Here is a 21,679-nt window from a genome sequence, read left to right as displayed (position 1 = left end):
ATGAGTCCCCAATACGGGTGCGTTGACGGCGAAGCAGGAAACGCATCACGTCGTAGAGTCGACTGTGGGAACCACTGCGCGCAGCCCAGAATGGGGCAGTGCGTGGTGGACGCAAGCGGAATTAAGTAATTTAATTCATGCTGCGAATAAAATTTGTGGAGTAGGTCAAGGTACTCGCTACTCACGGTGCTTAAAAGAGCTATGTAAAATTAGGTGTCGCGCAAAAGTCGCGCGCGGATTTTTTAGGGATAAGATACTCGAATATTGAAATTAGCATTCAAGCTTAGTAAAGTTAAATAATTATTTAATTCAACAAAATTTTTTAGAGCGCAGATAAGCATATTTTTTTTAAGATTATAATAATATGAATTCGATTTTATGGGAAAGGCCGCCCGTCAACTTATCGATTTCTCGATCAGAATTACATATTTGGCTAGTCGATCTGAATAACGTTAACCACCCGTTCAATGATCTTATCTCATTGCTTTCACCTGAAGAGATAAAGCGTTCGGAACGATTTAAATTTGAGCGCGATCAATATCGTTATCAAGTAACACATAGCATGAAGCGGTTGATTCTGGCTAATTATTTAGATTGTGATCCGCAATGCTTACACTTTAAAATCGAAAGTTATGGAAAACCTGCACTAGCTAATTTACAAAGCCCATTGAAACTTCAGTTTAACATATCACATTCGTGCGACCTTATTCTTATAGCAATAACAGTGGAAGATTCGATAGGTATCGATATAGAATATAACGATGAAAAGCGATCAATAGAAAGTCTAAGCGAAACTATTTTTTCTCCATCTGAAAAGAAATTTTTTTTAACTTTGAAGAGTCAACGAGAAAAAGAAGAAATTTTTTTTCGTTGTTGGACTAGGAAAGAAGCTTTTTTAAAAGCTAAAGGAATAGGTTTGGCGGTAGATCTTGCTAATATTTCTGTTAATCTGAATGAAATTGCCGTGACACCGGACTGGTTGAAAATTTCGACTGTTGAGCAAACAGAGCTTTTAAACTGGAAGCTGAAATTTGTAATTTAAGATGGGAATGGGAAGTTAAAATACCAGAAGGATCGGTATTTATCATTCCTGCATGGCGAGTGAAAAATCGTAAAGATCGGTTAGTTGTTTTAAATGAAGTAGCGCATCAGGTTATTGAAGAAGTACGAGGCTCTCATCGGGACTATGTTTTTACTTATAAAGGTAAGCCAGTGACACGGATGTTAAATTCAGCTTGGATCAAAGCCCGTAAGAGGGCAGGCTTTCCTTATGTTAGAGTTCATGATCTGAAACATACCTTTGGTCGTCGATTGCGTGCCGCTGAAGTAAGCTTTGAAGATAGGCAAGATTTGCTTGGGCATAAAAGTAGTCGTATTACGACTCACTATTCACAAGTAGAGTTGGGTAATTTAATTCGAGCAGCCAATAAGATATGTGGAGAAGAAAAACCTCAATTGACTGTACTTCGTTTAGAAAGAAAAGTGACAGCTCCCGCAAAACTCCCGCACGGGAATTTGAGGGAAAGTTTGAAAGTGATGTAAGTGTTTGATTTATCTGGTGGCCGAAGGTGGAATCGAACCACCGACACAAAGATTTTCAGTCGCACACTTATATCGTAACTTATTGAAAAAACAACATTATTATAAACTGGACGACCCTTACAAATGTATAATAATGGCGATGAGCGTCATGTTCAGTCGCGCAAAAGTCGCACATGGATTTTTTAGTTATTAAGATACCCGAATATTGAAATTAGCATTCAAGCTTACGCAAACAATTATAGATATTCAATGTAGTCTACTTATCTGTGTGGGATTCATTTATTCCAGAAAGAAATCACATTAGATTTATAAAAAAGGATGCCGTTTGGTTTAATTTTTGAATTAAATTCAATATCTCTAACTTGAAAGTTCCTCTATAGCGCTAAATTCAGTAGAGTTTATTGTTAAGTTTAATGTATTTTTAGTTTTAACATCTAGTTTTTTTATTGATTTAGACCACGTATACAGTAGAGGACTAGCCGTTAGTAAGAGCATTAAATAATAAACAATTTCTTGGCCTGCGCTAAAGATTGCCCATATCGTGTAGATCGCACCCAAAGGAGCAATAGTTATATAAAAACTACTGTTTTTAACCATTGTTTTTGAGCGTTTTATGGTAATAATAGTAGCTAGAGCAGTGTATAAATAAGGTACAGCGGATAATATAGATGCCAACAAAATAGTAAAATTGAATTGATTAATAAGTCCTTTATTCGCAGTCATTAGTAATAAAACAGAAATTAATGTTGACGTAAATATTTGACCCCAATGGTTACTATTAAAACGATTGATCTTGCCAAAAATAGCTGGGAATTGTCCTCTATCAGCGGCTGCTTTAGTAATTTGTCCCTGTAACAAAATCCATCCATTCAATGTTCCAAAGCAAGCAATGATGGCTCCAATGGCGACCAAGGACTTACCTAAAGGACCAAAGATAATTTGTGCAGCATCAGCAAAAGGTGCGGTTGAATATTGTAATGTACTGGCTTTAATCATACCCATAATAGCAATCGAGCAAGATATATAAATGAAGATTGTTAGCAGTACGCCAACGATAGTTGCCAAAGGGATATTTCTTTTTGGATTTTCTACTTCACCAGCAGGGACTGTAGCTGACTCTAAACCGATAAATGCCCATAATGTTAATAGTGCCCCACTTGAAATAACTGAGAAATTTGAGTGCTCGGTTAGATTTTTATAGTCTGTGAGATAAGAAGGATGGAAATAAAACCAGCCAAATAACCCAACAATTAATAGAGGCACTAGCTTTAAAATGGTAGTGATTAACTGTAAAACGCCAGCTTTGTGTGCGCCCAATAGGTTAAAGAAAGTAAGCCCCCATACTAAGGCAATAGCAGTAGTACAGCTATACAAAGAGGATTGCAGTATAGGAAAAAACACTTGAAGATAACCGACAAAGGCCACAGCAATAGCCGCATTGCCAATCCACAATGCTAACCAATAATTAAATGCAGTTTGGAACCCAATAAATTCCCCGAAAGCAGCGTATGCATAAGCAAAGGGCCCACCACTGTATGGTACTAAAATACTCATTTTAGCAAATAATAACGCCAAAATAAGTGCCCCAAATCCGGTTACTGCCCAAGACCATAAACTGATACTGCCTAATGCAGCCAGGCTAGAAGGTAATAAAAATACGCCTGAGCCAATCATATTGCCACAAACTAGGGCAATTAGCATAAATAAACCAAGCTTTTTGGGTTTGGATTTCATTGTATTTACCTTGTTGGTTTTAAATTTATCTTTGATTAGAATAGTACTAAACACAGAATTAAATAATAAGCGAAATATGATTGATCCTAACGAAAAAATTAAACTCGTCGAACTAACAAAATATAATCCCGAATGGGCAAATATATTTTCTGTTGCTGCAAATGAAATTAAATTAATTCTAAAAGAAAACTGTATCCAAATTCATCATATAGGTAGCACAGCCATACCAAATATTTATGCTAAGCCAATCGTTGATGTTCTTCCGGTTGTCAAAGACATTAGTTTAGTAGATTCATTAAATCATGAATTCGAGAAGCTACGTTATGTTTGTATGGGAGAATACGGAATATCTGGACGTCGTTTTTATTGGAAATCTAAAACTAAAAGAACACTTAATATTCATTTATTTGAGGTAGGCGCGCCTGAACTCAAACGCAATTTATTATTCAAAGACTTCATGCTTAAGCATGATGATTATGCCCAAGCATATTCACTGGTAAAACAGTCATTAGCAGAAGTATTTCCTCGAGATATTGAAAATTATGTTAATGGAAAAAGCTCCTTCGTCCAAATGATCAATTATAAAACTGGATCGGCAAAATCTGTACAATTAAACGCGAAAGACAATATAACTATAGAGTCTTATAATCCTGTCTGGCCTAAATTAGCGGAAGCTGAAATTAATGTAATTAAAAGAATAGCAGGTTCATTATCATATATATCAATTGAACATATAGGAAATACAGCAGTAGCTGGACTTTCAAGTAAACCAATTATTGATATTTTGATTATTCTACAATCTATGACTGAAGCTAAACATTGGATTTAACCACTTGAAACATTAGCATACGTTTTTTCGAAAGAGAATTCAGATATATCACATTGGATACTTTCTAAAGGGATGCCTCCCTTTGGAGAAAAAAGGTCCCATCATATCCATATTGTCGAGAGCAGTAATAATGCAAGATGAATTTATTCAATGTTTAGTACTATTCTAATCAATGCTAAAATAAAAAAAGTGAATTTATGAAACCTTATCTCAAATAAAAGAGTAGAATCCCCAGCTAATGTTTCTTCCCTATTAGTGAATAGGTATATTGTTGAGGGGTAGCAGGTTAATTTACCGCAGGGAGCAAAATAAGATTGTGCAGTTAGTTGTTTATAAAACCTTAAACTTGTACGGAAAAACAGTTTTACCTGGTTCAAAGTCCCAAAGTATACGTGGCATGTTTTTTGCTTTGCTTGCGAGAGGCAAATCGATTTTATTTAATGTAGTAGATTCAGATGATACGCAAACTGCGATGCGGATTTGTCGAGCATTGGGAGCTGAAATCATTTTGCAAGATAGTACATTATTTCTAACTAGCAATGGCTTCCCTTTTACACATGTAGCACACGAAATTCATACCGGCAATTCAGGTATTACCACTCGGTTTATATTACCATTATTGGGCTTACGTAAGAATTACATGAGCTCTATTTTTGTCACTTGTAGTGAGCAGATGCAAGCGCGTCCCATTAAGTCCCTAATAGATGCATTGAATGTTTTGGGAATGTTTATTCAATATGCTGAACAAGAAGAGCAATTTCCCATTTTAGTCTCAGGACAGTTAAAAGGAGGGGAGGTTGAAATTGATGGAATTACTTCACAATATTTATCTGCTTTATTAATTAGTTTGCCCTGTGCTCAAGAAGATAGTGTTATCAGTGTTAAGGATTTACATGAACGTCCCTATATTGAGATGACATTAGCTTGGTTAAGTCAACAAGGGATCCAATATAATCACAAAGAAAAAAATGGAGTTGATATTTTCTCTATCAGCGGCAGGCAATGTTATCAATCTTTTCAGACCATCATTGCTGGAGATTTTTCTTCCGCGTCGTGTTTGCTTGCAGCAGCTTCTTTATTTCCAGGTTCAGTAGAATTGCATGGTTTGGATATGAATGATGCGCAAGGTGATAAGCAATTAATCTCTCTTTTAAAAAAAATGGGCGCCAACATTGCTGCTGAGCAAGAAAAAATACAAATTAAAGGCGGACAAACATTATATGGTATTTCGATTGATGCTAATTCTATTCCTGATCTTTTACCTGCATTGGCCGTTATTGCTACACAAGCCGTAGGAAAAACAGAAATTTTTAATGTCAAGCAGGCTCGCATTAAAGAAGCTGATCGTATCCGCTCGATGACAGAAGGATTAAAACGTATGGGTGCAAAGATAGAAGAGCATATAGATGGTATGACCATCTATCAAAGCGATCTGAATGGAACCATTGTTAAAGGATATGCTGATCACCGCACAGTGATGGCTCTCACTATTGCTGGCATGCTAGCAGATGGGGAAACTGTTATTACAGATGGAGAGGCGATTACTAAAACTTACCCAGGATTTGTTGAGGCAATGAAAGCTTTGGGGGCGCGGATTGACTTTAAAAAAATTGACTAATAAGCATATTATTTTATTTGGATTTAAGCATGTAGGAAAGACGGTGATTGGTGAGCAATTAGCAAAAGTTCTAAAAAAAAAATTTATTGATTTAGATAATGAACTCGAAAAGTATTTCGATATACAGCATGCACAATTTCTTACTTGTCGACAAATCATGCAGTTATATGGTGAACATTATTACCGGAAACAAGAGCGATTAGTGTTACAGAAAATTTTGCAATTACCATCTGCTGTTATCGCATTGGGAGGCGGAACGGTGTTAGATGAAAATAATCAGAGAGAAATTAAAGCCCATTTTTTACTGCATATTATCGCTTCTCCCAGTCTTGTTTTTGAAAGGATTATGGTTGCAGGGCGTCCTGCTTTTTTTGATTCTGATAAAGACGCTTACGAATCATTTATTTGTTTATGGGAGAAAAGAAGCGCAATTTATAAAAGGCTTACTCAATACAGCGTAGATAATAGCACACCTCTAGATAATGCAATCCATCAGGCACGAGTTTATTTTGAAAATAATTAAAAGTGCACACAATATTTTATTATTACATGGTATTAATTTAAATATCCTTGGCAAACGTGAAACAAAACATTACGGCGTTCTAACACTACAGGATTTAGAAATTTTTACTAAAAATGAAGCGAAAAAATTTGGTTATAAAGTAACTACTTATCAATCCAATTATGAAGGCGCTTTGATTGATAAGTTACAAACGGAAACAAAATATAGTTCAGGAATTATTATCAATGCGGGTGCTTTCACACACTATAGCTATGGACTGTATGATGCATTGCTTGATACTCGTTTGCCAGTAGTAGAAGTACATTTGTCTGATATCGACCAACGAGAAGCATGGCGTAAACATTCAGTTATTTCCCCTGCGTGTATCAAAGTTATTAAAGGAAAAAAAGAACAAGGGTATAAAGATGCTGTTAATATATTAATAGAGTACCTGCAATGTGAAAATAACCCATAAAACACGTTTAAATATGGTGATTGGTTATCCTTTAACGCATTCACAAAGCCCTTTTTTACATCAAACGATTTACAAAGAACTTGAGATTGATAACGTGCTTTTAGCACAACCCCATAGATCACTGAAAGCTGTCATTCAAACTATTAAAACTTTATCAATTGAGTTAACTGCTGTGACTTTGCCTTATAAAGAACAAGTCATACAATATTTGGATGTATGTAGTTCAGAAGTTCAGGCACTTAAAGCCGCTAATACCATTATTCAACGGGAGGGTAAATTATATGGATATAACACAGATATAGAGGGCATCGCTTTTGCTTTACGCAAGGTTACGATAAAAAATAAAAAAGTGCTTGTCATTGGTGCAGGTGGTGCAGCAAGAGCGATCGGATATTTTCTTAAAAAACACCATGCCTACATTTTCTGGCTGAATCGCACAAAAGAGAAGGCAGTTATATTAGCAAATGAATTTGGAAATGAAGTTATTGTTCAGGATGATTACATAAAACAGTCTTTTGACATCGTCATAAATACGACATCGATTGGATTATATCCAGACGTCCATAAATCTCCCTTACCTTATATGACGTTTCATAATAAACAGGTTGTTTTTGATATGATTTATAATCCTATGAAAACGACATTTTTGAAACAGGCAGAAAAAAATCGGGCAACAGTTATTTCTGGATTGGATATGTTTATAGGTCAAGGATTAAAACAAATTGAATTGCTAACAAGTAAAATGTACCCGCTAGATCGGATAAATTTTTTACGTAAGCTGTTAATATGCAATCAATGAAAACTTATATGAACTAAAAGAAATATATGTTAGTGCAAGATATTTTTATAAACCAAATTGCTGAGCATCGTACTCATGCTATTTTAATTGGACGCTCTTTATTTGATTGTTCTAGTTGGTTGCCTAAAAAGAAATTTAGTCAACTTGTAATTATTACCGATAGCAATATAAAAAAATTATATGGCCTGCGTTTGAAAAAAGAATTGTGTGCACTAGGATATCTTACTTTATTATTTTCTTTTCAGGCGGGAGAAAAATCTAAAAACTACAAAACTAAGCAAAACATTGAGCGTGATATGTATAAACACCATTGTGATCGGGATACTTTAATTTTAGCGCTCGGTGGTGGTGTTGTAGGTGATATTGCTGGTTTTATTGCAGCTACATTTTTACGTGGTATTGCATATGTTCAAATTCCAACTTCTTTATTGGCTATGGTAGATAGTAGTATCGGTGGTAAAACGGGAATTAATACGAGGTTTGGTAAAAATCTTATCGGTAGTATTTATCAGCCGCTTTGTGTTGTTGTAGATATTTCATTGTTAAAAACTTTATTGAAAACCCATTTAATTAATGGATTAATTGAATGTATTAAAATGTTTTTGACACACGATGCAAAAAGTTTTTATTACATCCAATCTTATCTTCATTCAATTATTCAAGGGAATAAAGTTACATTAAATGAAGTCATCGTTCGAGCTATCCGTATTAAAGCGGCTGTGGTAACACAAGATGAAAAAGATCAAACTGAACGAAACACACTTAATTTTGGTCATACAATTGGACATGCTTTGGAAAAATTATCGAATTATAATTTGTTGCATGGATATGCCGTTGCTTACGGGATATTGGTCGAAGCGACTATTTCTCATTTATCAGGTTTGTTAGATTTTGATCAGTTAATCATTATTAAAAATTTAATTGCGAGTCTAAATATTCATGGTAGTGACTTAAAAAAATATGATTTTGGTAAATTAATTCAAGCGACAAAAATTGATAAAAAAGTACGTTTTAGAAAAGTAAACTATGTTTTATTAAATCAGATTGGTCATGTGTATGTGTCGCAACAACAATTTGTTCATGGAATTGATGATCGCATTGTTAAACAAGCATTAGAAAAAGTTATCGAGATGTGAAAGCTATGGCAGGAAATACATTTGGTAATTTATTTAGAATTACTACATTTGGAGAATCGCATGGGGGTGGAGTGGGTGTGGTTCTTGATGGTTGTCCACCAGGTATCGCTATCTCGGAATCAGAAATTCAGATGGAATTAGATCGACGTAAACCAGGTCAAAGTCGTATTACCTCACCACGCAACGAACATGATCAAGTTCATATTTTATCTGGTTTTTTTGAAGGAAAAACAACCGGTACGCCTATCCTAATGCTTTGTTTTAATACAGATATGCGTCCAGAGGATTATGAATCCTTAAAAAATGTTTATCGGCCATCGCATGCAGATTTTACTTATTTAATGAAATATGGTTTACGAGATTTTCGTGGTAGTGGCCGGTCATCGGCTAGAGAAACACTTGCACGGGTCGCAGCGGGAGCAATTGCGAAAAAGATTCTAAAGCAGGCAATGAATATAGAAATTATCAGTTATGTAGAACAGGTGGGTGAAATACGTACAACATGCGACTATAAATCAGTAATGAAAGAATCTATCGAAAGCAATATTATCCGCTGTCCAGATCCTATTGCGGCTGAAAAAATGATTGCATTAGTGGAAGAAGTTAAAAAAGAAGGCGATTCTATTGGTGGAGTAATCAAATGTGTTATTCGCAATGTCATACCGGGGCTGGGTGAGCCCGTATTTGATAAGTTATCAGCCGATTTAGGTAAAGCTATATTAAGTATTAATGCTGCTAAGGGATTTGAAATAGGTTCAGGGTTTTCATCTGCTTGCATGCGTGGTAGCGAACATAATGATCTTATGGAAATAAAAAACGGTAAGCCAGCTTTTATTTCAAATTATGCCGGCGGAACCTTAGGGGGCATTTCAAATGGAGAAGATATCTATTTCAGAGCTGCTTTTAAACCCGTTTCTACTATTTGTAAACAACAAAAAACAGTGAATGTGCAAAACAAGGAAATCATACTCGAGGCTCAGGGTAGGCACGATCCTTGTGTTTTACCACGAGCTGTTCCAATTGTCGAAGCTATGGCGGCCTTAGTTATTATGGATCATTACTTAAGATACTTAGCGGTGAGGCAGAAAGGTCGATATGAATAATATTTATTTAAAAAGGTAGAATATCGATGTTATTACATGATTATTAACGTAATTGCCTTATTTTTTCGGTAAGTTTGCATTCTTATTATAATGTCATTGATCAATGAATATAGGTTTTTTATTTTTGATAGGCAATTATTTTATAAATAAAAAGGATCAGCTAATAGCACATGATATAATGATACGATAAACTTGTTCTTGATATGTATAAATTCTTGAGTAAAGACAGCAAGAACAGGTAATTATATTAGTATTTTGCCAACGATATTTGTATACGCCGCGCAGGGCGGTAAATAATCTGCAGGGATTGACTTTTAATTCTAACGTTCGAACAAGGATGGTTCATGGAAACGATTTTAACTGAGGTGAAAAATGCTAAGTGGTTAGTATTATTTGGGATGATTGCTTCTCTGGCATTGATATTTTTAGATCAATCTGCTGTCCCTGTTGCCTTAACAAGCATTCAACAACAACTGATGATGGGTGGGTTAAGTCTGCAATGGGTATTAAACGCTTATTTGTTGGTTATTGCAGTGCTGATTATTCCAGGAGGGAAGCTTGCAGATATTTATGGCCATAAAAAATTCTTTGTTGCTGGTATTTTTACTTTCCTAATTGCGTCATGTCTATGTGCACTAGCATTTAATGGTGTCGAATTGATTGCAGGGCGTGTTTTACAAGGTCTCGGCGCTGCTATCATGTTGCCTGCATCTGCTGTGATCATCACTAGTGTAGTATCTCCACAAGAACGAGGAAAAATGATGGGGATTTATATTGCCGTTGCTTCCATCTTTTTAGCAATTGGACCAATGATTGGTGGGGTTGTTACTCAGTATTTAGGTTGGCGATGGGTGTTTTGGTTAAATTTACCCTTTGCATTATTTAGTATGTTTGCCATTAATAAGGCTACTAGAATAGTGGCGAGTAAGGCCATCAGAAAAACATTAAGAAAGGTCGACTGGCTTGGCTTGACTTGTTTAGCTTTATCTATAACTCCATTAATTGTGGCATTATTACAAAGTGTTGTTTTAGGTTGGAATTCACCAATCTTATGGTGCTTAGTTGCGATTTCATCAGTTTCAATTTTGTTTTTTATTAAGGCGGAAAAATACCGTTCTCAGCCATTATTGGACTTAAAAATGCTATCTGCTCTGCCTGTCCGCGTTGGCATTACAATTATTATCCTAACGCAGTTTGCTATTGTGAGCATAGCCTTTTGGCCTTCATTCATGCAAGAAGTTTTGAAATTTACCGCAGCTCAGGCTGGTTTGGGTTTAATTCCAGTAACTTTACCAATCATGATTGTCTCTCCTATTGCTGGATGGTTGATGGATAAACATGGGCCAAGATTGCCTGTTACGATGGGAGCTTTTTGTTTGGTTTTTGGGTCAGTTTGGGTTGGTGCGAGCGCTTGGAGTCAAAACTATTTAATTATGTTGCCAGGGTTATTTGTGTTCGGTTGTGGGCCTTCATTTTTACTTGCCTGCATGATGACTTTCTTATTTAGCGTGGTTGAGGAGCATAAGCGCGGTAGTCTAGCAGGGTTTACTGGTTTTTTCCGACAACTTGGTAGCACAATGGGTTTAGCATTATCCAGTACAATTTTAAGCAATGCCTATATGTCCAAGGTGGCTGCAGGATTTCAAACATCATATGCCAGTCAATTTGCGTTTACTTGCTCAACATTCGCCATTGCTTTACTGTCACTAACTATTGTTTGGTTATTAAAATACTTGCCTAACGTCGCATCAGAGTATTCATCAACGACAACTCAGCCCATTCAACAGGTGCCCCAGCGTGTCACTGAATAAACCTAGCGTAACAATGCAAGCAGTATGCGCTGTAAAAGCATCTAATGAGGAACTACGGAGATTTGATCCGATCAATTGCCTTATTTATAATTTATTACCAAAAGCCGATGAGTATCGAATCAAAATGGATCAATACTCTAGCGGTATGTTTACTCATACTATATTTTTTCGAAAAAAATATTTTTCTAATTTATTAAATGCGAACGCCAAAAATTATTCACAGTTAGTAGTTATATGTGGTGGATTGGATTTTAGTTGTTTAAGCAGTCCAGGCTGGAAAGATAAACCGAAATTTTTCATAGATCATCCATTATCGCTTGAACTTAGTCTTCCGCTACTTAAACAAGTCGATGTAAATGCTGAAACAATGAAGTTCCTTGGAATTGACTTAGTAGATCCAGATGCTGCAGCTCTATTGAGTGCAGAATTATTAAATAAAGGATTTGATTTAGATAAATCGACCTTGGTAATCTGGGAAGGCGCAACTTACTACTTTGAAAAACATAATGTGTTTTCAACTATTGAGGCGTTGTCTAATCTAATGCCGCATATGAAATTGGCGTTCGATTTTGTGCTAGCTATTCCAGCATTTAAAACAAATGTTGCTGATGAAGAAATTAAAGGTCTAAAAAAGAATTTGGATTATGTAAAAAGACATAATGAACCTTGGAAATCGAAATTTTGCTCAAATGAAATTATTCGTAAATTGGAAGATTTGGGTTTTACTAATGTTATATTCCACACGGACAAAGACATAATCAACATGCTTAAGATTAAGTTAAGAAACTATAAAATGATGTTTGGTTTTGTTGCCGCAAATAGATAATAAAGTGTAAAAATGATCTGGAAGACTAAAATCTCACTTGAAGAAATACGGGCGAAAACAGAAAACACGCTTATGGAGTATTTAGGCATTGAATTCTTTAGTATTGGTGATGATTATCTTTGTGCCCGCATGCTTATTACTAACAAAGTACGCCAGCCGATGGGTATTTTGCATGGGGGGGCGTCATGTGCATTAGCTGAATCTGTCGGGAGTATGGCTGCCAGTTTTTGTGTTAAGTCTGATGTTGTTGGTCTTTCATTAAACACAAATCATGTTCGTGCGTTAAAAGCTGGTATTATTTACGCTAAAGCCCAACCTCTACATTTGGGGCGGAGTACACAAGTATGGACTATTGCGATTACTGATGAAACAGAAAGGCTAGTTGCCACTTCACTGTTAACTATGGCAGTTTTATCACTATAATTTCTAATAATTAGTCTTTCTTACTGATGAAATGCATAGAAGTTAAGAATAAAAAGATAAAATTATTAAATTGTTTTCATAATATATTTTATCATTGTGTTAAATTGTATTTTCTTATAGAATTTATTCGTAAGGTCCCATGTGGCTATGACATGGTGAGTAATTAAATGGATTTTTTATGCAAAAGAATAATACAATCCAAGAGAAGCTATGGCTGATAGGCATAGAAAGCGGTGTCAGCGACTTCCATTCAATAAAACAGTTTCTTTCCACTGAAGGAATCGAGTTTGGCCGTTTTGAGTTAAATAAATTAGCTCATGAATATGCGAAGCCAAATACGATCTCAGATTCTCAGCGCATCCAACTGCTCTCTAGTTTTCCAGAAATTTCTGAAAAGTATTCAAATAAACGGGGTTATCGTGCTGACGTAGTTTGCCTTTATCCCGATTTTGAACATATAGCGATGGTGATGAAAATGTTTGGCGACGTTCATTATCACTTTGAAAATGAGTTTTGGTATTTCTTTGATGGCCGATTAGGTTTTACCTTTTATAGCCAAAAAGGGTTTAAATTTAACGTTATTATGGAAGCTGGTCAGTATATCCAAGTACCTGAAAAGATTTGGCAGCAGTGTTTTTTTGTTGAGCCTGGCGATCGCATGAAGTCGATGCGATTTTTCACAACAACAGGTACAGTTGTTTTACCAAAAATAAGTTTTGAGGAGAAGCGTGAAAGTTGCTCATGATTTCATTGACGATTTATTAGATAAGATAAATTTTTCTCGTGAGGAAGCTCCGGAGATTGATAGAGGCATAGAAAAGCAAGAATTATTCTCTACTGACATCATTAAACATTGGCTGCACTTCGCTGTTTATTACGAACGAGCAGCTGTCTCCTTTATCGGCGAATGGATGCGCTCCATTGAAGAGGTGGATGCCCTAAAATATTTTTCACACCAAATTGAAGATGAATGTAATCACTTCCGGTGGTTGAACCATCATTTAGTTCAATATGGCGGTGATTTTTCATCCTTTAAAGCACCTAAAGAATGGAAGTTTTTGATGGAAGAATATTATCCTGGACTTGATACGTTAATTGGACGCCTTGCGGCACACAATATTGCCGCTGAAACGGGTGCTTTGGGGTTCTTGGAGTATGGATTAAATAGATTTCCTAAAAGTATCAAAGAAACCGTCACTAAAGTAATTAAAGATGAAAGATATCATGTTGCCTTTGGCATTAAGTTGCTAAGAAGATACTGCATTACTGACGAACAAAAAGCTTTAGCGCAGAGTACTGCTTTAGAGTCATTACAGTATATGCAAAGAGCTAGAGAGGTATTTGTATTTAGCTAACTTTTATTGCAAATTTCAGTCTCTTTGTTAATCCAAAAAATGGAGCGTGTTTTGTATGACACCTTTTATAAAAGAAATTGATTATATAGACCCTAGTCAAGTGTTATTAAGATTGGCTGATGAGCCTATGCTTTGCTTTCTTGATAGTGCTAAGCAGCAAAACACTTTAGGGCGCTATAGTTACATCGGTGTTAATCCTTTCCTCACAATTAAAAATAAAGATAACATAGTTTTCATCAATGAAGATGAATTTATCGGCAACCCTTTTGATTTATTAAAAAAACATTTACTTGATTACAAGGGCGTCTCTGTAAAAAAATTGCCGCCATTTCAAGGCGGAGCGATGGGTTATTTGGCTTATGATTTATTGCATCACTTAGAACGTGTTCCTAAAGCTAACAAGGATGAAATAGAAATCCCAGATATGTATATTGGTTTTTATGATTGTGTTATTGCGTTCGATTATTTACAGCAACAAGCTTGGATAATTTCTCAGGGGTTTCCTGAAGTGGATGAGACTCTGCGTCAGAATCGTGCGGAAGACCGTGCAAATTGGCTTTTTAAAAAAGCCTTTAAGACCTCTACACCAAAAATTAATGTTCGTGAACAATCAGCTGGCGTCGATATTTCATCCAACTTCAGCTTGGGTGAATATTGTGATGCAATACAAAAAACCATTGAATATATTAATGCGGGAGATATTTTCCAGGCAAATATAACCCAATGTTTTTCCAGCTCTCTACCCGATGGGGTGAGCCCAGTTGAACTGTATATTGCTCTAAGGGTGAAAAACCCCGCTCCATTTTCTGCTTTTCTTAATTTTGGCGATATTTGTATTGCCTCAGCCTCGCCTGAACGGTTTATTTGTTTACAGGACGGAATGGTTGAAACTCGTCCTATTAAAGGCACCCGCCCAAGAGGAAAAATTGCTGAAAAAGATAAATTATTGGCTAATGAACTGGTGAATAGCGAAAAGGATCGTGCTGAAAATACGATGATTGTAGATTTGATGCGTAATGACTTGTCGCGTGTTTGCAACCCCAATTCAGTAATAGTTACTAAATTATGTGATCTGGAAAGTTATGAAACCGTACATCATTTGGTCTCTGCAATTGAGGCAAAACTTGCTGAAGGTAAAGATGCAATTGACTTGTTAAAAGCAACTTTCCCTGGAGGTTCCATTACTGGAGCGCCTAAGGTTAGAGCTATGGAAATTATTTATGAAATTGAACCATCTGCACGAGGTGCATACTGTGGCAATATTGGCTACATTGGGTTTGATGGCAACATGGACACATCAATAGTTATTCGTACCTATATAATTAAAAAGGATCGGGTTTATTTTCAGGCTGGCGGAGGTATCGTAGCTGATTCTAATCCACAAGAGGAGTACGAAGAAAGCTTAACCAAGGCTTATGCGTTAAAAAAAGTGCTTCAAGGAGGAGAAAAAATCGGTGATCTTGTTTATAGATAACTACGATTCTTTTGTACATAATTTGGCGCGATATGTTACTCAACTAAACTACGCTACCAAAGTTGTTAGAAATCACGATATTACGATTGAAGAAATTACGACGCTCAATCCTAATAAAATCGTTATTTCACCTGGCCCCTATGATCCCCTGAAGGCCGGTATCTCCTTAGAAATTGTTACAAATTTTGGTCAAACTATTCCTATTTTTGGTGTTTGTTTGGGGCATCAGGTAATAGGCCAAGCATATGGCGCCCAAATAATACGTGCTAAAAAACCTATGCATGGTAAAGCCTCTCTGATTCGACACAATGGCCACTATATTTTTTCCGGGCTCACATCGCCATTAAAGGTAGGGCGCTACCATTCTTTAGTTGTATCAAAAGACTGCTTCCCTGACATATTAGAAGTTTTAGCTGAATCTGATGATGGTGAAATTATGGCGTTGCGACACAAATTTTTTCCAGTCTATGGTGTGCAGTTCCATCCAGAGTCAGTAATGACTGAAAAAGGTTATGAACTTTTAACTAATTTTCTTACGATAGAACATTTTTGATATGGTCACTTATAGTTTGATCAATGAATTACTTTTACGCCATATTGAGCAAGGTTATTCTGATCGTGTAGTGCTTATTGATAAAAATAAAAAATATACTTACAAAGAACTATTAGACAGAGTTCAATCCTGCGCAAACACCAATTATTTTTTAAAATACTCACAAGGAACTATCGTTTCATGCTTGCTTCCAGATTCGATTGAAACAATAATAATTTTTCTTGCTTTAATTTATCGAGGTTTGGTGCCTTGTATTCTTAATGTAAATTTGGTTTTAGATAATTACTCAGAATATATAAATAATGCTAATTGTTCTTGTATTATTGCTACGGCATCCTTACTTCCTTCTCTTATTCATAAGACAAAACATTTAGGAATTGACTATATTAATTGTGATGAATTATTTTCCACTAAATTAAATATATCTCAATTAAAACAACTAAAACAACTTAAAGTAATTGTTAATGAAATAGCTTTTTGTTTATATACATCCGGGACTACTGGGTCACCTGCACTTGTATTGCACCGACACCAAGACCCAATCATCATGAATAAGAATTATGGCCAAATTATTTTGGGGTTATGTGAAAATGATATTATTTTTACAACATCTCGCCTATATTTTGCATATGGTCTTAATACTTTGTTTTTTGCCTTGCTTAATAAAGCAAAGTTAATTATTCCACCGAAAGAGCTTCTTACGCCTGAGCTAATCTATCAGCAAGTTGTTGTTCATAAACCATCTGTTTTTTTCTCTGTACCTACAATATATAAACGATTGCTGAAGGTTATTCCCAAAAATTTTGGGATACATTTTTTCAGGCTTTGTATTTCTGCTGGAGAAAATTTACCCTTATCTGTTTTTAATGCTTGGAAGCAACAAACAAGTTTCTCTATCTTAGATGGTATTGGTACCACGGAAGTATTGAGTACGTTTATTAGCAATCGGCCTAATAATTTCAAACCTGGAAGTACTGGTTATCCTGTTCCTGGATTTAAGGTTAAGCTTCTAAATGTCGAAACTAACCAACTGACTAATCCGGGTGATATCGGTGTGTTAATGGTGAAGGGAGAAACATATGTGACATGCTATTCAAATAATCAAGTAGAAAGTAAACGACGATTTATAGATGGCTGGTTTAAAACAAATGATTTGTTCTCTATCGATTTGGAAGGGTTTTATTTTTATCATGGACGAGTTAATGATCTAATTAAAGTCTCTGGTATCTGGGTTTATCCATATAGAATTGAGCAAGTATTAGTAACTCATCCAGCAGTAAATGAAGTAATTGTTATTGGTCGTCAAGAAACAGATGGATTGTTGCGATTATTTGGTTTTATTGTTCTCAGTGAAAATTATATACCTAGTGAGCAACTCACCACTGAGCTTAAAGACTGGTGTAAAAAGCGCGGTGCAAAACATGAGTACCCACATTTTGTTTGTTATGTTGACATGATTCCTAAAACTTCTTCGGGAAAGTCAAAAAGATTTTTGCTTGCACAACAAAATATTAAGGACCTAGAACATGTTGATTAAGTTTACTTTTTTGCCTAAATCAATTGATCACAATCAATTTGATGATTGTCCAGAAGACTATAAGAAATATGTAAAACGCATTCTCGCTATTCAAGCTTTTGCTGAGCGTTGTGGTGCTTGTGAAATGGGTGCGCAATTACGTTTAGCGCCTGATCCGATAACGCGTAAAAGTTTTGCGCGTGTTGTTTATGATGAAGCAAATCACGCACATATGCTTTATAAGATTTTGGAAAAGATCGGTGTCAACGAATCAGAAGCTCTTGAGTTAGCTAAATCAAAAAACTCAAGCGGTAAAAGTACTGAGTCATTGGATGGTATTCTTGCTGTGGGCAATAATGAAAACGATTGGATTGATATTGTTCTAAATAATATGTTTCTAGATCGGGCCGGCTCTCATATGGTAGGAAACTTTTCTAATAGTTCCTTCAAGCCTTGGGCTGACGCTTGTGAAAAAATATATATTGATGAACAAATGCATAAAGCATTTGGTTTTAAACAGCTTAAACATTATATCGAAAAACATAATATTGATGAAGAATTAATACGAAAAATTCGGCAATGGTATGTGCATGCTTTAAATTTTTTTGGTCCGCCTAATGTTAAATCTCAAGAGCTGCTTAATTTTTATGGGATTAAGCGACAATCTAATGATGAGCTACGCTGTGCTTTTATTAAGGAGGTTTTGTGTGTCATGGATGAACTTGGTTTACGTAATATTATTGATTATGAATTAGCTAATAAATACCCTTTTCAACTGTCTGTACTTACATAAAGCTATATTTGTGATAAAGCTTACAGTTCTCTTTGAATCCCCTTTTTGGGTGGGAATATTTGAGAAAGAACAGGATGGGAAATACTCCGTAGCAAGAATTGTATTTGGTGCTGAACCACGTGATTTTGAGGTATTTGAATTTGTTATAAATAAAATGGATCAGCTTAAATTTTCAAATCCTCAAGAAGATGAAATTGTTAAAAGGAAAATTAATCCAAAGCGCTTACAACGTGAAGTGAAAAAGGAAATTTCTAAAAAAAATATTGTTTCAAAAGCACAGGATGCACTACGTTTGGAAATAGAAAAAAACAAAAAAGAAAGACGATCTTTTAACAGTAAATTAAAAGAAGCGATTAAGCAGGAACGTTTTGAACTTAAACAGCAAAAGAAAAAGGAGAAAAAGCGTGGACATTAACTTTTGGGTACCAAGAAATATGCTATGAAAAGACGTGTTGTTATCACAGGGATTGGGATAATTGCTCCTAATGGTCAAGGAAAAGAAGAATTTTGGGATAACTGTGCTAAAGGAACTTCATATATTATCAGTGACCCTAGGATGCTAGAAATTGGTTTGAAGAGTTCTGTTTTATGTAAGATAAAAGATTTTGATCTTAAATCGCATGTTAATTTAGACCATTATGAAGGCTTATCGGATCTTGATCCATTTGTTCAATATGGTGTTGCTGCGGGTGAGCAAGCAATCATTGATTCATGTCTTGCAGATGTTTCTGATGACTATGGAGAACGTATGGGTATCATTTTCTCCTCCGCTATTGGTGGAACACCAACTATTGTTAATATTTTTGAAGATTTGACTGAGTCCGGGAAAACACATATTCAGCATAAATCTGTAGGTAGTCGTTTTTATAACTCTGGCATGTTTAATTATCCTGCCATGTTGTTAGCAAAAAAGTTTAATTTTAGTGGTCCATGTACTTCCGTTTCAACCGGTTGTACAGCTGGAGTTGACGCCTTAGGTATGGCTTATCATCTTATTCGTTCCAACGAGATAGATGTTATGTTAGCAGGTGCTTCGGAAGCCCCTCTAACAAATCTTACCTATGCGACTTTGGACGTTATTAACGCTATGTCGACTACAGAATGTGAGCCACATAAAGCCTCCCGTCCTTTTGATGCAAAACGATCAGGATTTGTTATTTCTGAAGGTGCTGCTGTTGTTGTGCTCGAAGAATTAGAGCATGCTTTGGCAAGAGGGGCTCATATTTATGCTGAGGTAAAATCCTTTGCTAGTGTAAGCAACTCCCATCACATGACTGATTTGCCAGCTGATGGTGTACCGATGGCAACGGTAGTTCAGCTTTCATTGGACAAAGCTGGTTTAGCCCCGAAAGAAATTGATTATATAAATGCACATGGTAGCTCAACGCCGCAAAACGATCTTTTTGAAACGTCAGCATATAAAGTTGTGTTTAAAGAGCATGCAAAAAATATTCCTATAAGTTCTACCAAATCAATGATAGGTCACTCACTATCGTCTGCGAGTTTGATGGGAGTTATAAGTGTATTAGGTTCGATTCGTCGCTCAGTCATTCACCCAACAATTAACTATGAGTTTCCTGACAATGATTGTGATCTCGATTATGTGTCAAATAAAGCAAGGTATCATAAAGTTAGATATGGGATGGTAACTGCCAGTGGTTTTGGCGGAATACATTCTACAGCTATTTTTGCAAAGTATGATGAGACTGCGCTATGAGTAAATGCGTCGCGATAACTGGAATTGGTCTTGTTAATCCTTTGGGGATTGGTAAGAAAAAATTTTGGGATAATCTTATTGCGGGGAAAAATGCGGTGCAGATTATTACCCGCTTCGATCCCAAGCACTTACCAGTTCAAGTGGCCGGGCAAATCGATGGGTTTAATCCTAAAGATTTTCTCCCTAGTCGTTTGGCAGTAAAAATGGATCGGTTTGCTCATTATGCAGTAGCTGCATCGAAGCTGGCTCTAGATGATGCTGACATTGATCTTCAGGAATATGACCCTTATCGCGTCGGCGTTTGGTTTGGTAATAATGCAGGTGGTTGGGATATCTGTGAACGTGGTCTTTTTGAACTTTATCGAGACGGTGCTCCATTCGTGAATCCTTGGCAAGCAACTGCTTGGTTTCCAACTTCTCCACAAGGGTACGTTAGTATTACTTATGGAATCAAAGGCATGTGCAAAAGTTTTATTTGTGATCGTGCCAGTGGTGCTTCAGCACTATATTTTGCTGTGAGGGCCATCTTGGAAGGAGAATGTGATTTGATCTTAGCGGGTGGAACAGAAGCACCTCTTACACCATTTGGTATAATTTGTTATTACGAAACAGGAGTTCTTGCGAGTTCTACTCAAAATCTAAATGTTTACCGTCCATTTGACAAGTTGCGTAGTGGTACAGTGCTTGGCGAGGGTAGTACTGTTCTTATTTTGGAAAAGCTAGAAGATGCCGAATCACGTGGCGCAAATATATACGGTAAACTTTATCTTGGCTCGATGACAACTGATGCTGATGGTGTGAACAATAAAAATTACCAATATTCACAAGTTAGAGCCTTGGCTAATGCAAATCTTTCGGTAGATGACATTGATGTGATTTATCCTGAGGCTGCCGGCACATTGGCTTCTGATTTGGTTGAAGCAGAGGCGATTCAAGAAGTTTTTAGATCTAATCTAAAAGTACACATCGCATGTCCCAAAGCAAGTTATGGACACCTTTATGGAGCCAGCACAGCTACCGATATTGCTGTGGGTTTACTTGCTGCAAAAAATCAAGTTTTGCCCCCGACTATCAACACTGAATTTCTCGATGATGGGCTTGACCTTAATATCCAAAGCCAACCAGTATCAGGATCGTTTAGCAATATGCTATTTAGTTCTCGCGCGAGAGAAGGAAGTAACGTATCGATGTCGGTAATATCAAATTAGTTATTTAAAAGGGAAATAGAATTTATGGTATTTGAAACTATTAAAGATGCGTTAGTAAATAAACTTGGTTTGGAGCCTGAAATAGTTACTGAAAATGCCTTGGTCGAAAAAGATTTGGAGCTTGATTCAACCGAAAACGTTGTTATTTCGCTGGAGCTAAAAAAAAAATATGGGATTGACTACGTTTTCTCTAAGGAAGATATTTCGCTTGGAGATATCTGTAAAACCGTAGAATTAATGCTTTCTAAAAATGAAAACTCATAAA

General features: G+C 36.1%; 23 protein-coding genes. 22 read left to right on the top strand and 1 reads right to left on the bottom strand.

Features of this window, described 5'->3' with window-relative positions; genetic code table 11:
• The first annotated feature begins 364 nt into the window (after positions 1 to 364).
• On the top strand, positions 365 to 1,042 hold the full coding sequence (locus AACL18_RS04980; protein ID WP_339049691.1) for a 4'-phosphopantetheinyl transferase family protein: 678 nt from the start codon (positions 365 to 367) through the stop codon (positions 1,040 to 1,042).
• Positions 1,018 to 1,542, top strand: coding sequence for a tyrosine-type recombinase/integrase (locus tag AACL18_RS04975; protein ID WP_339051613.1), 525 nt, complete (start codon positions 1,018 to 1,020; stop codon positions 1,540 to 1,542). Before AACL18_RS04980 ends, AACL18_RS04975 begins: the two co-directional genes overlap by 25 nt.
• A 357-nt stretch (positions 1,543 to 1,899) precedes the next feature.
• On the opposite strand, the gene AACL18_RS04970 is transcribed toward AACL18_RS04975, so the two are convergent.
• Positions 1,900 to 3,276 (bottom strand): amino acid permease, encoded by a 1,377-nt coding sequence (locus AACL18_RS04970; protein WP_339049690.1) that lies wholly within the window; start codon positions 3,274 to 3,276, stop codon positions 1,900 to 1,902.
• A gap of 76 nt (positions 3,277 to 3,352) precedes the next feature.
• Here AACL18_RS04970 and AACL18_RS04965 point away from each other — a divergent pair, with 76 nt between their 5' ends.
• The 20 genes from AACL18_RS04965 to AACL18_RS04870 all read left to right on the top strand — a co-directional run bounded on the left by AACL18_RS04965 (position 3,353) and on the right by AACL18_RS04870 (position 21,678).
• A complete protein-coding gene (locus tag AACL18_RS04965) occupies positions 3,353 to 4,105 on the top strand; it encodes a GrpB family protein (RefSeq protein ID WP_339049689.1) in 753 nt (250 codons plus the stop codon).
• Between the two features lie 316 nt (positions 4,106 to 4,421).
• Positions 4,422 to 5,723 carry a 3-phosphoshikimate 1-carboxyvinyltransferase gene (gene aroA, locus AACL18_RS04960; protein WP_339049688.1) on the top strand — a complete coding sequence of 434 codons (1,302 nt, stop codon included), beginning with the start codon at positions 4,422 to 4,424 and terminating at the stop codon, positions 5,721 to 5,723.
• The gene (locus AACL18_RS04955) at positions 5,701 to 6,246 is read left to right on the top strand and encodes a shikimate kinase (protein ID WP_339049687.1); all 546 of its coding nucleotides are present in this window, start codon (positions 5,701 to 5,703) and stop codon (positions 6,244 to 6,246) included. Before aroA ends, AACL18_RS04955 begins: the two co-directional genes overlap by 23 nt.
• Positions 6,233 to 6,700: a type II 3-dehydroquinate dehydratase gene (locus AACL18_RS04950; protein WP_339049686.1), complete on the top strand. Its 468-nt coding sequence runs from the start codon at positions 6,233 to 6,235 to the stop codon at positions 6,698 to 6,700. Before AACL18_RS04955 ends, AACL18_RS04950 begins: the two co-directional genes overlap by 14 nt.
• Positions 6,684 to 7,499: a shikimate dehydrogenase gene (aroE, locus tag AACL18_RS04945; protein WP_339049685.1), complete on the top strand. Its 816-nt coding sequence runs from the start codon at positions 6,684 to 6,686 to the stop codon at positions 7,497 to 7,499. Before AACL18_RS04950 ends, aroE begins: the two co-directional genes overlap by 17 nt.
• 26 nt (positions 7,500 to 7,525) lie before the next feature.
• Positions 7,526 to 8,635: a 3-dehydroquinate synthase gene (aroB, locus tag AACL18_RS04940; protein ID WP_339049684.1), complete on the top strand. Its 1,110-nt coding sequence runs from the start codon at positions 7,526 to 7,528 to the stop codon at positions 8,633 to 8,635.
• Positions 8,636 to 8,640: 5 nt separating this feature from the next.
• On the top strand, positions 8,641 to 9,738 hold the full coding sequence (gene aroC, locus AACL18_RS04935) for a chorismate synthase (RefSeq protein ID WP_339049683.1): 1,098 nt from the start codon (positions 8,641 to 8,643) through the stop codon (positions 9,736 to 9,738).
• 344 nt (positions 9,739 to 10,082) lie between these two features.
• Positions 10,083 to 11,549: an MFS transporter gene (locus tag AACL18_RS04930; protein WP_339049682.1), complete on the top strand. Its 1,467-nt coding sequence runs from the start codon at positions 10,083 to 10,085 to the stop codon at positions 11,547 to 11,549.
• On the top strand, positions 11,536 to 12,375 hold the full coding sequence (locus AACL18_RS04925) for a class I SAM-dependent methyltransferase (RefSeq protein WP_339049681.1): 840 nt from the start codon (positions 11,536 to 11,538) through the stop codon (positions 12,373 to 12,375). The genes AACL18_RS04930 and AACL18_RS04925 overlap by 14 nt, the downstream gene beginning before the upstream one ends.
• Before the next feature lie 12 nt (positions 12,376 to 12,387).
• The gene (locus tag AACL18_RS04920; protein ID WP_339049680.1) at positions 12,388 to 12,798 is read left to right on the top strand and encodes a hotdog fold thioesterase; all 411 of its coding nucleotides are present in this window, start codon (positions 12,388 to 12,390) and stop codon (positions 12,796 to 12,798) included.
• 178 nt (positions 12,799 to 12,976) lie between these two features.
• On the top strand, positions 12,977 to 13,543 hold the full coding sequence (locus AACL18_RS04915) for a hypothetical protein (protein ID WP_339049679.1): 567 nt from the start codon (positions 12,977 to 12,979) through the stop codon (positions 13,541 to 13,543).
• Positions 13,527 to 14,153, top strand: coding sequence for a ferritin-like domain-containing protein (locus AACL18_RS04910; RefSeq protein ID WP_339049678.1), 627 nt, complete (start codon positions 13,527 to 13,529; stop codon positions 14,151 to 14,153). The genes AACL18_RS04915 and AACL18_RS04910 overlap by 17 nt, the downstream gene beginning before the upstream one ends.
• Positions 14,154 to 14,208: 55 nt before the next feature.
• Positions 14,209 to 15,627 carry an aminodeoxychorismate synthase component I gene (pabB, locus tag AACL18_RS04905; RefSeq protein WP_339049677.1) on the top strand — a complete coding sequence of 473 codons (1,419 nt, stop codon included), beginning with the start codon at positions 14,209 to 14,211 and terminating at the stop codon, positions 15,625 to 15,627.
• The gene (locus AACL18_RS04900; protein ID WP_339049675.1) at positions 15,608 to 16,180 is read left to right on the top strand and encodes an aminodeoxychorismate/anthranilate synthase component II; all 573 of its coding nucleotides are present in this window, start codon (positions 15,608 to 15,610) and stop codon (positions 16,178 to 16,180) included. The genes pabB and AACL18_RS04900 overlap by 20 nt, the downstream gene beginning before the upstream one ends.
• Position 16,181: 1 nt before the next feature.
• A complete protein-coding gene (locus tag AACL18_RS04895) occupies positions 16,182 to 17,717 on the top strand; it encodes an AMP-binding protein (protein ID WP_339049673.1) in 1,536 nt (511 codons plus the stop codon).
• Positions 17,707 to 18,489, top strand: a complete 783-nt coding sequence (locus AACL18_RS04890) for a Phenylacetic acid catabolic protein (RefSeq protein ID WP_339049671.1) — start codon at positions 17,707 to 17,709, stop codon at positions 18,487 to 18,489. The genes AACL18_RS04895 and AACL18_RS04890 overlap by 11 nt, the downstream gene beginning before the upstream one ends.
• Before the next feature lie 10 nt (positions 18,490 to 18,499).
• Positions 18,500 to 18,904, top strand: coding sequence for a YjdF family protein (locus AACL18_RS04885; protein ID WP_006034762.1), 405 nt, complete (start codon positions 18,500 to 18,502; stop codon positions 18,902 to 18,904).
• 24 nt (positions 18,905 to 18,928) lie between these two features.
• The gene (locus tag AACL18_RS04880; RefSeq protein ID WP_339049668.1) at positions 18,929 to 20,206 is read left to right on the top strand and encodes a beta-ketoacyl-[acyl-carrier-protein] synthase family protein; all 1,278 of its coding nucleotides are present in this window, start codon (positions 18,929 to 18,931) and stop codon (positions 20,204 to 20,206) included.
• Positions 20,203 to 21,414 (top strand): beta-ketoacyl-[acyl-carrier-protein] synthase family protein, encoded by a 1,212-nt coding sequence (locus AACL18_RS04875; RefSeq protein WP_339049667.1) that lies wholly within the window; start codon positions 20,203 to 20,205, stop codon positions 21,412 to 21,414. Before AACL18_RS04880 ends, AACL18_RS04875 begins: the two co-directional genes overlap by 4 nt.
• Positions 21,415 to 21,438: 24 nt before the next feature.
• On the top strand, positions 21,439 to 21,678 hold the full coding sequence (locus AACL18_RS04870; RefSeq protein ID WP_339049666.1) for an acyl carrier protein: 240 nt from the start codon (positions 21,439 to 21,441) through the stop codon (positions 21,676 to 21,678).
• Position 21,679 lies beyond the last annotated feature (1 nt).

Origin of the sequence: Rickettsiella endosymbiont of Xylota segnis, assembly GCF_964019545.1 — a bacterium.
Taxonomy (GTDB): Bacteria; Pseudomonadota; Gammaproteobacteria; order Diplorickettsiales; family Diplorickettsiaceae; genus Aquirickettsiella.
This window is presented reverse-complemented; position numbering and strand designations above follow the sequence as displayed.

Excerpts from the sequence above, each read along its gene's own strand:
- AACL18_RS04980 (WP_339049691.1), top strand. The coding sequence starts at position 365 with ATGAATTCGATTTTATGGGAAAGGCCGCCCGTCAACTTATCGATTTCT.
- AACL18_RS04970 (WP_339049690.1), bottom strand. The coding sequence starts at position 3,276 with ATGAAATCCAAACCCAAAAAGCTTGGTTTATTTATGCTAATTGCCCTA.
- AACL18_RS04965 (WP_339049689.1), top strand. The coding sequence starts at position 3,353 with ATGATTGATCCTAACGAAAAAATTAAACTCGTCGAACTAACAAAATAT.
- aroB (WP_339049684.1), top strand. The coding sequence starts at position 7,526 with ATGTTAGTGCAAGATATTTTTATAAACCAAATTGCTGAGCATCGTACT.
- aroC (WP_339049683.1), top strand. The coding sequence starts at position 8,641 with ATGGCAGGAAATACATTTGGTAATTTATTTAGAATTACTACATTTGGA.
- AACL18_RS04930 (WP_339049682.1), top strand. The coding sequence starts at position 10,083 with ATGGAAACGATTTTAACTGAGGTGAAAAATGCTAAGTGGTTAGTATTA.
- AACL18_RS04920 (WP_339049680.1), top strand. The coding sequence starts at position 12,388 with ATGATCTGGAAGACTAAAATCTCACTTGAAGAAATACGGGCGAAAACA.
- AACL18_RS04915 (WP_339049679.1), top strand. The coding sequence starts at position 12,977 with ATGCAAAAGAATAATACAATCCAAGAGAAGCTATGGCTGATAGGCATA.
- pabB (WP_339049677.1), top strand. The coding sequence starts at position 14,209 with ATGACACCTTTTATAAAAGAAATTGATTATATAGACCCTAGTCAAGTG.
- AACL18_RS04895 (WP_339049673.1), top strand. The coding sequence starts at position 16,182 with ATGGTCACTTATAGTTTGATCAATGAATTACTTTTACGCCATATTGAG.
- AACL18_RS04890 (WP_339049671.1), top strand. The coding sequence starts at position 17,707 with ATGTTGATTAAGTTTACTTTTTTGCCTAAATCAATTGATCACAATCAA.
- AACL18_RS04880 (WP_339049668.1), top strand. The coding sequence starts at position 18,929 with ATGAAAAGACGTGTTGTTATCACAGGGATTGGGATAATTGCTCCTAAT.
- AACL18_RS04875 (WP_339049667.1), top strand. The coding sequence starts at position 20,203 with ATGAGTAAATGCGTCGCGATAACTGGAATTGGTCTTGTTAATCCTTTG.
- AACL18_RS04870 (WP_339049666.1), top strand. The coding sequence starts at position 21,439 with ATGGTATTTGAAACTATTAAAGATGCGTTAGTAAATAAACTTGGTTTG.